General features: G+C 71.2%; 8 protein-coding genes. 3 read left to right on the top strand and 5 right to left on the bottom strand.

What is annotated here, in order from left to right:
- On the bottom strand, window positions 1–955 hold a 955-nt coding region (locus tag OO014_RS18020), incomplete at its 3' end, for an MFS transporter (protein WP_272463709.1).
- 56 nt (window positions 956–1,011) lie between these two features.
- Between OO014_RS18020 and OO014_RS18025 the strand changes: the two genes are divergently transcribed.
- Entirely contained in the window at window positions 1,012–1,401 is a 390-nt protein-coding gene (locus OO014_RS18025) for a MerR family transcriptional regulator (protein ID WP_272463710.1), read from the top strand.
- Window positions 1,402–1,428: 27 nt separating this feature from the next.
- On the opposite strand, the gene OO014_RS18030 is transcribed toward OO014_RS18025, so the two are convergent.
- Window positions 1,429–2,379, bottom strand: a complete 951-nt coding sequence (locus tag OO014_RS18030; protein WP_272463711.1) for a hypothetical protein — start codon at window positions 2,377–2,379, stop codon at window positions 1,429–1,431.
- A 43-nt stretch (window positions 2,380–2,422) separates the two neighbouring features.
- Window positions 2,423–3,859 (bottom strand): GuaB1 family IMP dehydrogenase-related protein, encoded by a 1,437-nt coding sequence (locus OO014_RS18035; protein ID WP_272463712.1) that lies wholly within the window; start codon window positions 3,857–3,859, stop codon window positions 2,423–2,425.
- Between the two features lie 518 nt (window positions 3,860–4,377).
- On the opposite strand from OO014_RS18035, the gene OO014_RS18040 reads away from it, so the two are divergent.
- On the top strand, window positions 4,378–6,543 hold the full coding sequence (locus tag OO014_RS18040) for an MMPL family transporter (protein WP_272463713.1): 2,166 nt from the start codon (window positions 4,378–4,380) through the stop codon (window positions 6,541–6,543).
- Between the two features lie 102 nt (window positions 6,544–6,645).
- On the opposite strand, the gene OO014_RS18045 is transcribed toward OO014_RS18040, so the two are convergent.
- Both OO014_RS18045 and OO014_RS18050 read right to left on the bottom strand, forming a co-directional pair.
- The gene (locus OO014_RS18045; RefSeq protein WP_272463714.1) at window positions 6,646–7,392 is read right to left on the bottom strand and encodes a helix-turn-helix transcriptional regulator; all 747 of its coding nucleotides are present in this window, start codon (window positions 7,390–7,392) and stop codon (window positions 6,646–6,648) included.
- Window positions 7,393–7,515: 123 nt separating this feature from the next.
- Entirely contained in the window at window positions 7,516–7,773 is a 258-nt protein-coding gene (locus OO014_RS18050; RefSeq protein ID WP_272463715.1) for a hypothetical protein, read from the bottom strand.
- Between the two features lie 259 nt (window positions 7,774–8,032).
- Here OO014_RS18050 and OO014_RS18055 point away from each other — a divergent pair, with 259 nt between their 5' ends.
- The gene (locus tag OO014_RS18055) at window positions 8,033–9,058 is read left to right on the top strand and encodes a M12 family metallopeptidase (RefSeq protein WP_272463716.1); all 1,026 of its coding nucleotides are present in this window, start codon (window positions 8,033–8,035) and stop codon (window positions 9,056–9,058) included.
- The last annotated feature ends 36 nt before the right edge of the window (window positions 9,059–9,094 follow it).

Here is a 9,094-nt window from a genome sequence, read left to right on the forward strand (position 1 = left end):
GCAGGGCGCCCGTGGCGACCCCGAGGCCGACGAGCGTCACCAGCCCGAGCACCCCGTGGGACGCGGTGACCAGACCGAGCAGTCCCACGGCAGTGGCCCCTGAAGCGACCACGAGAGCAGCGCCGGGCCGCGCGGCCCGACCGGCCAGGGCCACCCCCGCCGCTGAGGCCAGGCCGAAGCCGAGGAGCAAGGTGCCCATGCCTCCCGGGAGCAGCGCTGCCGCTGGTTCTCCGAGTCGGGTGATGAAGGTATAGGTCCCGTAGAAGCCGACGAGGAGCAGTCCGACGAGCGCTGTCAGGAGGAGCGTGGGGACCAGGGGCTCCACACCCGCGCGAGCAGCGGTCGCCCGAGGCGGGGCCACGCGGGGCCGGCGCGGGACCAGGGTCCGCACGGCGAGCGCCACGGCAAGAGCAGCGACCGCGACCAACCCCAATGCCACCCGCCAGCTCGTGGCGTCCGCGACCACTCGCACCACGGGTGTGCCGACGACCAGGCCGAGGGTCGCGCCCATCAGCACCACGGACACGGCCCGGCCGAGGAGCCTTTCGGGGACGAGGTCGGCGACGTGCGCGTTGGCGGTAGCCCACAGCAGCCCCACGGCCGCGGCCCCGAAGAGGCGGGCCGTGAGCGCCACCCCGAAGGACGGTGCCAGGCCGGTCGCCAAGGAGGACGCAGCGAGTCCGACCAGGCCGACGAGGATGAGCGTGCGACGGTCGACTGCCCGCGTCAGCCGAGTGAGGGGCAGGCTCGCGACGACGACGGTGAGGGCCCAGCTCGCCACGAGCTGCCCCGTCAGCGACTCGTCCACGCCGAGTCCGGCGCTCATGGGCACGAGCACGGCGGTTGGGAGCATCTCGGCGGTGACCATGACGAGGGTCGCAGCGCCCAGGGCGACGAGAGCCGGCAGCGGGAGACGGGTTTCGCGCTGTGCAGGTGCGAGGGTGGTGGAGGGCATGTTTCGACGGTAAAATCTGACACTAATGTCAATGTCAAGCACAAAACGAGGCCGTCATGAAGATCGGTGACGTCGCCGCTCAGGCGCAGGTCGCGCCCCGGTTGATCCGTTACTACGAGCAGCAGGGGCTCCTCACCCCGGACCGCGCCGCCAACGGCTACCGGACCTACACCGACGAGCACATCGAGCGAGTCCGCCGCATCGCGGGACTCGTCCAGGCGGGCATCCCGACCCGTCTGGTCAAGGTCCTCCTCGACGCGGAGGACGCCGCGGCCCGCGACGAGCCGACCTGTCCGGCCCAGGTCGCGGAGCAGCTTGCCGCGGAGCTCGGCCCGCTGGAGGCCAGGATCGCCTGCCTCACCCGGAGCCGGGACACGATCCGGCGCTACCTCGAACGCACCGAGCACCAGGCCCTGCTCAGCACGGACCGCACGCCTCCGGCCTGAGACAGCGAGCCCGGCCCGCGCGCCCCCTCAGTCCAGGGGGCCGTGCTGGGCTAGGTCGCGCTGCCGACCCTCGAGCTCGCGAACGACCTCGGCCACGTGACCCAGCACCTGCTCCACGGAGCGGAGCGAGGCACTGATCCGGCGACCGACGGCGACATCGGTGAAGATGTTGTCGAAGAAGATGTCCACGCCGCGCGTGAGGCCGTCGGTCGAGGGCAGGACGATGCCGGGCAGCCCGAGGTCGTCGAGCTCCCGGCTGAAGGTGGCGAGCGCCGGACCGGCCCGCTCGATGCGAGCGCGTGCCTCGTCCATCCGCTGGTGCTTCACCGCTGAGCTGATGAGGCCACCGCCGGCGAGGGTGTCCCACGTCGACCAGCTGCTCGCGCTGCGCAGCGCCGACAACGCGTCGTGCAGGACTCGCACGGCGGCGTGGCCGGCCAGCACAGCCTGGGCCACCTCACGACGCTCGCGGCGTCGGGCGAGCAGGTTGGCCGCCCGCACCACGAGCTGCGGGTCGATGGTGGGCCCCGGGCCCGCCGTCGGGTCGATCCCGGTCAAGCGCGAGACGTCGGCCGCCGCCACGACATCGGCGAGAGCCAGCTCGTAGGACGCCTCGGCGTCCTCCAGCAGGTGCAGGCGCCCCCGCAGCTCCTCCACCTCGCTGCGCACGGCGTCCCGCTCCACCTCCGCCCGGGCCAGCCTCGACGCGGCGGTGTCGACCTCCGCCCGCTCCCGGTCCAGGTCCGCCTCACGGGTGCCGCGGGCCGCCGTGATGAGGCGGCGCACCGACACGCCCTCGAGCCGGTCGACGTCCTGCTCCTCGTCGGCGAGACGGCGGACCAGGCGCTGACACAGCGTCTCCGCCGACTCGAGCCGCCCCTCGGCATCGGTGAGCTGGGCTGTCAGGGCGCCACACTCGACGAGGTCGCTGCTGGCGCGGTCGAGTCGGGCGAGGGCTGGGTGGATCAACTCGGTCATACGCCTCTGATGCAGGTCACCTCGGTCGCCGTTCCCCCAGCTCCTACCAGGAGGTGTGCAGAGGCCTCCCCTCGGCGAATCCCGCCGTGCTCTGCAGCCCGACGACGGCGCGCTCGTGGAACTCCTCCAGCGTGCGTGCCCCCGCGTAGGTGCACGACGACCGGAGCCCGGCGATGATCTCGTCGAGGACGTCCTCGACGCTCGGGCGGGCCGGGTCGATGTACATCCGGGCCGAGCTGATGCCCTCCTCGAAGAGCGCCTTGCGCGCCCGGTCGTAGGCCGAGTCGCCGGCCGTCCGGTTGAGCACGGCCCGGGACGAGGCCATCCCGAACGACTCCTTGTAGGACCGGCCGTCGTTGTCCGTGTAGAGGTCACCCGGAGACTCGAGGGTCCCGGCGAACCACGAGCCGATCATGACGTTCGACGCACCGGCCGCGAGCGCCAGGGCGACGTCGCGCGGGTGCCGCACGCCGCCGTCGGCCCAGACGTGCTTGCCCAGCTCCCTTGCGGCAGTGGCGCACTCGAGGACGGCAGAGAACTGGGGCCGACCCACGGCCGTGCGCATCCGGGTCGTGCACATCGCACCGGGACCGACGCCGACCTTGACGATGTCGGCGCCGGCCGCGATGAGCTCGCGCGTCCCTTCGGCGGAGACGACGTTGCCCGCAACGACGGGAACCTGCGGGTCGACGGCGCGCACCTTCTGGAGGGCGTCGATCATCTTGTCCTGGTGGCCGTGCGCCGTGTCGATGACGAGGACGTCGGCTCCCGCCTCGATGATCTGCGCGGCCTTCGCCGCGACGTCGCCGTTGATGCCGATGGCGGCGGCCACGCGGAGGCGGCCCGAGTCGTCCAGCGCCGGGGTGTAGAGCCCCGACCGCACTGCGCCCTCCTTGGTGAGGATGCCGACGAGGGTGCCGTCCGCCGCGACGACCGGCGCGACCCGCCGGCGCTCCGCAGTCAACCGCTCGAACGCCGCCCGCGCGTCGACGTCCTCCGGCAGGACGACCATCTCCCGGAACATCACTGCCTGCACCTGCGTGAACCGGTCGACGCCGGTGAGGTCCTTCTCCGTCACGATGCCGACCGGACGCTTGCCCTCAACGACGACGGCAGCGCCGTGGGCGCGCTTGTGCAACAGGACGAGTGCCTCGCCGGAGGTCATGTGCGGGTCGAGGGTGATGGCGGTGTCGTGGACGAGGTGACGGCCCTTGACCCAGTTGATGACGTCGCTGACGACGTCGACGGGAATGTCCTGCGGGATGACGGCGATGCCCCCGCGGCGTGCCACGGTCTCGGCCATCCGGCGCCCGGCGATCGCGGTCATGTTGGCGACGACGATCGGGATGGTCGTTCCCGTGCCGTCGACCGTCGCCAGGTCCACGTCCAGCCGGCTCGTCACGGCGGAGCGGCTCGGCACCATGAAGACGTCGTCGTAGGTGAGGTCGAGCTGGGGCTGCAGTCCGTTGAGGAACTTCACCCCGTGAGCGTATGCCGCTGGGCTCGCTTCCGCTCCCCCGTCCCCTCCCGCCCAAACTCGAGTGGCCCCACCATCCCCAGGTAGGACTCACCCCAGCTCGAGTGGCCCCGTCCCCCACAGGGTCCTGGGTGTGGACACCCGGGCCACTCGAGCTGGTGGGTGTGGAGGGTGGGGCCACTCGAGTGAAGGGAGGGCACCTCCACTCCTCGAGTGGCCCCACCATCCCCAGATAGGACTCACCCCAGCTCGAGTGGCCCCGTCCCCCACAGGGTCCTGGGCGTGGACACCCGGGCCACTCGAGCTGGTGGGTGTGGAGGGTGGGGCCACTCGAGTGGGGGGTGGCTGGGAGCGAGCCCAGCGGCATACGGCCGGGGTGCCTGGGGGACAGCCCTGAGAGCACCCTGAGGCGGCCCCCATTCACCCGCAAAGGGGGTGACGGTCGCGAGCGCCGTCCCTACGGTCGATCGGAGGGGGGCCGCACTGGGCGGCCGCGGTTCAGGGGGAAAGGCACAAGACCCATGACAGAAACACGCATCGGCGACGTGGGGCGGCTCGCCTGGCTGCCGGCGTCGCGCGTGACGAAGTGGCTGGTCGTCGGCTTCTGGCTCGTCGTCCTCGCGGTGTCGTTCGGACCGGCGGGCAAGCTGCAGGGGGCGCTCAACAACGACGCGGCGTCCTGGCTGCCGGAGAACGCTCAGTCCACGCAGGTGGCGAAGGAGCTCGAGGCGTTCCAGAGCCGCAACGAGGCCCCCGCGGTGCTCGTCTACGAACGTGCCGACGGTGTCACGGCGGCCGACCTCCACGCGGTCGCAGGACACGTCACGGCGTTCAACGCCATGGAGCCCGTCCGCAAGGACGCGGTCGGGCCCATCCCGTCGGAGGACGGCAAGGCGATCCAGGTCATCGTCCCGATGGACATCGGCGAGGACGGCTGGGAGAACCTGCCGGAGACCACCGACGAGCTCAGGGCCATCGCAGCCGACCGGCCGGACGGCCTGTCGATGCACGTGACGGGGCCGATCGGCTTCGGGGCGGACTCCTCGGAGGCGTTCTCGGGGATCGACGGCAAGCTGCTCTACGCCGCGATGGCCGTCGTCATCTTCATCCTGCTGATCACCTACCGGAGCCCGATCCTCTGGCTCATCCCGCTCATCTCCGCGGGGACGGCGCTCATGGTCGCGCAGGCGGTGATCTACTACCTCGCCGACAGCGACACCTTGACCGTCAACGCACAGAGCTCGGCGATCCTGACGGTCATCGTCTTCGGGGCGGGGACCGACTACGCGCTGCTCCTCGTGGCGCGTTATCGCGAGGAGCTGCGCCGGCACGAGGACCGGCACGAGGCGATGGCCTTCGCGCTGCACCGGGCCGGGCCCGCGATCGTCGCCTCCGGAGCGACCGTCATCGCCGGCATGCTCTGCCTGCTCGTCGCGACGATGAGCTCGACCAAGGGCCTCGGCCCCGTCGCGGCGATCGGCATCGGTGTCGGCCTGCTCGTGATGCTCAGCCTGCTCCCAGCACTGCTCGTCGTCCTCGGTCGCTGGATCTTCTGGCCGGTGCGGCCGACCTTCGGCTCCGTCGACCACACCCGCGACGGCGTGTGGGCCCGCATCGGAGCGCGGATCGCGCGGGCGCCGCGACGGACGTGGGTCGTCACGTCGGTGGTCCTCGCCGTGGCCACCCTCGGTGTCCTCCAGCTCAACGCCACGGGTCTGCAGAACAAGGACGCCTTCTACACCACACCCGAGTCGGTCGTGGGTGAAGAGGTGCTGGCGCGACACTTCCCCGCAGGGTCGGGGTCGCCGGTGCTCGTCATCGCCAACACTCCCGCGGCCGGTGCGGTGGCCGACCGGCTCGAGTCCGTCGAGGGCGTCAGCTCGGTCGCCGACCCGGTGGCCCGCAACGGACGATCTCTCGTCCAGACGACGCTCGCCGACGCGCCTGACTCGGATGCGGCAGGCGACACGGTCGACCGGATCCGCGCGGCGATCGGTGAGGTCGACGGGGCGGACGCCATCGCCGGTGGCGACACGGCCGCACGCGTCGACACGCTCCGGGCATCGGACGATGACAACCTGCGCACCATCCCGCTCATCCTCGGGGTCGTCCTGCTCATCCTGATCCTGCTGCTGCGAGCGGTCACCGCCCCGCTGCTCCTGATCGGGACGGTCGTGCTGTCGTTCGGTGCGGCGATGGGGATCAGCGCGCTGGTGTTCCGGCACGTGTTCGGCTTCGCCGGGGCGGACCCGTCGCTGCCGCTGTTCGTCTTCGTGTTCCTCGTGGCGCTGGGGATCGACTACAACATCTTCCTCATGACGCGCGTACACGAGGAGTCGAAGGAGATCGGCACTCAGCGCGGGGCACTCGTCGGGCTCGCCGCCACCGGTGGCGTCATCACGTCTGCCGGCCTGGTGCTCGCGGGGACGTTCGCGGTGCTGGCAACGATGCCGATCGTCGCGTTCGCCGAGGTGGGCTTCGCCGTCGGGCTGGGCGTGCTGCTCGACACGCTCATCGTCCGGTCGGTGCTGGTCACCGCGCTCAACCTCGATGTGGGTGGGCGCATGTGGTGGCCGAGTCGCCTGAGCCGCAAGGACGCCGAGTTGGCGGCCGCTGCGGAAGAGGCGGAGCGAGGTGCGGAGGCGGCCGAGGCTGAGCGCGAGCTCACTGCTGCACGAAGCCACTGAGCCCGCCTCGAGTGGCCCCGGATTCCACAGTCAGATGTGGAAGCCGGGGCCACTCGAGTGTGTGCGGGGGACTCCCGGCTGTGGACTGCGGGGCCACTCGAGTCAGGGGTGGGACTGGTGGCGCCACCACAGCGCGACCTGGGTGCGGCTCCGGGCGCCAGTGCGGTCGAAGAGGTCCTCGACGTGCTTGCGGACGGTCCGGGACGAGATGCCGAGCCGCCGAGCGATCTGGTCGTTGCTCAGCCCCGCTTCGAGGAGCCCGGCCACCTCGCGCTGCCGGGTGGTCAGCAGCGAGGACCCCGCGACTCTCGAGCCGACGAGCTCACCCGCCGCCGCCTGCGCCGCCTCGATCGCCTTGGCGAAGGCGACAGCAGCGGCGAGCACCGACCGGAAGGCCTCCAGAGCCGTCATCTCGGCAGCGCTGAAGTCGCGGTCCTGGCGCCACAGCGACAGCAGCAGCATCGACTCGGGCGACCGGTCGAGCAGGAGGCCCGCCTGGTAGCGCGACCCGCGAGGACGCAGCAGCAGCTGGTAGAGGTCGCTGCGCTCGAAGGACTCGAAGTCGACGACGTCGGTGACGCGGGACGCCGTCATCGGTCCGGCCACGAGGGTGGGCAGATACGGGTGGGTGGCCATCAGCCCGGGCCACAGGTCCAGTTCCCACGCGGTCATTGGGTCGGCGCCGCGGACCGTAACGTCGGCTTGGGGGTCGGCTCCCTCTCGCAGCCTCATGGCGGACAGGGAGAGCGTGTCGGCGCCGACGTAGCGGTCGAGCAGCTCGAGCGCATCAGGAAGGACCGCGGCCCGCGCCAGACCCACAGATCGTGACAGCAGCAGCGCCTCCTGCATGCCGTCAATGTAGGTTCAGCGGCTCCGGCGTGTCGGCGAAATCCGTCAAAAGGGTCGCAGCGCCCCCCTGCGCGTGCACTGCGACCCTTCCGACGTGCTGGCCGGCTGCTGCCGGCGGACGGCTCAGCAGTAGTCCGCGCTGCCCGTCGCCATCGGCTTGAGCGCCTGGCCGAACTGGCCGCCATCGAGCCAGTACTCCCGGATCTCGAGGATCCGGTCCGAGACGACCTGCGGCCCCGAGACGGCCTGGGCCTGGAAGACCTTGGCCAGGCACGACGAGCTGCCGTTCGGCTCCCCTGCCGCACCGGCGGGTCCGGCCATCCCGAGCAGCAGCGCTCCCGAAGCGGCGGCGGTGGCGAGCGTGATGCTGATCCTGCGCATGTGCTTCTCCCTCTCTCCCTGTCCCGGGGCGCAGGGTCTTTCGCGCCCAGTCTCAGGTTGAGGTCGCGCCGGGGCCGGCGGTAGTGGCGTTTCCGCCACCTTGACACCAAGGGGTTGTGGAGGGCGGGGCCACTCGAGTGACGTGGGGCGGGGAGCGAGCCCAACGGCATACGTCCGCGTTTTGGGTGTGGCGGCGCTCACACGGGAGCACCATGGGAGGAGGGGGCGAGGCGCGCCACCACGACACTTGGGGGACGACATGACTGAGAAGGTCTGCTTCGACCGGATCCTGCCGCAGGACCTGATGCGACCGCACCGGCGCACTCGCGACCTGGAGGGCCGCGACCGCGCGATATCGCCGATCGGCAAGTCGTGGATGAACGGCTCGACGCTGCGGGTCCGCTTCCTCGGCGGGACCCAGGCGCAACAGGCGACGGCCCGCGAGCAAGCGGGTTGGTGGGCCGCCGCGTGCAACATCGCGTTCGACTTCGGCAACCACCCGCCGTCCCAGACCGAGATCCGGATCTCCTTCGACCAGAACGACGGCGCCTGGTCCTACGTCGGCACGGACTGCAAGGGCATCCCGGCGAACCAGGCGACGATGAACCTCGGCTTCCTCGACGGCGGCACGGCCGCGCACGAGTTCGGACACGCCATCGGACTCGCGCACGAGCACTCGAACCCCGCCGGTGGCATCCAGTGGAACGAGCCGGTCGTCCTCGCCGCGCTCGCCGGGCCGCCTAACTACTGGGACGAGGCGACAGTGCGGCACAACGTGTTCCGCAAGTACGCGCTCGACCAGATCAAGGGGACGGCGTTCGACCCCGACTCGATCATGCTCTACGCGTTCCCGGCCTCATGGACGCTGGGCGGGGTGGGCACGCACTCCAACGAGGTGCTGTCCGGGCTGGACCAGGAGTTCGTGGCCGGCGCCACGATGTATCCCAAGCCGGGCCCGGTCGTCGGTGACGCCGTGGAGCTGCCGCTCGACGGGACTGCCGTGGCCGCGGCCATCGGGGCCGGCGGCGAGGAGGACCTCTTCACCTTCGCCGTCGAGAGCGACGGCGTCTACGAGGTGAGGACGAGCGGGTCGACGGACGTCTACCTCAAGCTCTTCGGCCCCGACCAGGACACGGCGCTCATCGCCGAGGACGACGACAGCGGCTACGGCCTCAACGCGCGGATCCGCCGTGGTCTCGTGCCGGGACGCTACTGGGCGCAGGTGCGGCACTGGAACGTCGAGACCGGCACGGGGAAGTACTCGATCAGCGCCAGCCAGCGCTGATCGCGGGCTGGGGAGCCCGCCGAGCCGGGAGGTGCC

Origin of the sequence: Intrasporangium calvum, assembly GCF_028446585.1 — a bacterium.
Taxonomy (GTDB): Bacteria; Actinomycetota; Actinomycetes; order Actinomycetales; family Dermatophilaceae; genus Intrasporangium; species Intrasporangium calvum_A.